The sequence below is a fragment of the Candidatus Woesearchaeota archaeon genome (genome assembly GCA_003694805.1).
Lineage (GTDB): Archaea > Nanobdellota > Nanobdellia > Woesearchaeales > J110 > J110.
Genome location: RFJU01000008.1, coordinates 1 through 1123 on the forward strand (window position 1 = coordinate 1; position 1123 = coordinate 1123).

The following is a 1123-nucleotide window of genomic DNA, read 5'->3' on the forward strand; positions in this document are numbered from 1 at the left end:
CCCCCCCTCCGCCTTCGCCATGCTCCCCCGACTGCTCGAACGCACCGGAAACTCCGACAAAGGCTCCATCACTGCACGCTACACCGTCCTCGTCGCCGGCGGCGACATGGAAGAACCCATCTCCGACGAAGTCCGCGGCATCCTCGACGGACACATCATCCTCAACCGTGCCCTCGGTGCCAAAAACCACTGGCCCGCCATCGATATCCTCCCCTCCCTCAGCCGCGTCATGAAAGGCCTCGAAACCCTCGAAAAACGACACCTCGAAGCCGCCAACAAACTCCGACAAGTCCTCGCCGCATACAAAAAGAATGAAGACCTCATCCTGCTCGGTGCATACACCCCTGGCAGCGACCCAGAAACTGACTATGCCATCGAAAAAATTGATGAATGCAACGCATTCCTCAAACAAGGACTGTACGAAACCCCCACCTGGGAAGAGACCGTCGATCACCTGTGCTCCATCTTCGGACTCTAAACCCCACCAACTCACCAACCCAAAAAGGCTCACCCATGGCAAAATATCGACTCCAAACCCTCCTTGAGCTGAGAGAACGCACCAAAAAAGAAAAAGAAGAACAGCTCGCAGAAGCCAAAAAAAATCTCCAAAATGAGCAACAAAAGCTCGAACAGCTACGAAAACAACTACAAGATATGCGAGATATGCGCGCAACCAAAGAACGGGAGATGTTCGAGAAAGCCAGTTCCGGAGAACTCGGCGTCAACGGATGGGTCACCGCCGAACGCTACCTCAAGCGCCTAGACAAGGAGATCGAAGAGTTCGAACAAAACGACATCAAAGAACAGGAGAAGGTGATCGCCTTCGCCGAACAAGAAGTCGAGTGGGCCAACGAAGAGATGCTCCAAGCACTCCAAGAGTACAAGGCCCTCGAAAAACACAAAGAAAATTGGGAAACCGAATACAAAAAAGAAATGGCCGCCAAAGAAGAACTCAACCAAGAAGAGATCGCACAGGCCCTTTTCAACTTTAAGGATCGAGACTAGCAGGCCAATCGCCTGCTCCGATCCCCACGGAGAGCCAGATGAGCCGGATTGACAACAAGATCCAACCAAACCCCACCCACACCCCACAGCAAAACAAACCACAAGTACAACAAAAAGC

General features: G+C 52.6%; 2 protein-coding genes. Both read left to right on the top strand.

The window, feature by feature from the left end:
• Nucleotides 1-478 (top strand): EscN/YscN/HrcN family type III secretion system ATPase (fliI, locus tag D6783_00240; GenBank protein ID RME53972.1); only part of this gene is annotated, 478 nt, incomplete at its 5' end.
• Nucleotides 391-1005, top strand: a complete 615-nt coding sequence (locus D6783_00245; GenBank protein RME53973.1) for a hypothetical protein — start codon at nt 391-393, stop codon at nt 1003-1005. The genes fliI and D6783_00245, both read left to right, overlap by 88 nt.
• Nucleotides 1006-1123 lie beyond the last annotated feature (118 nt).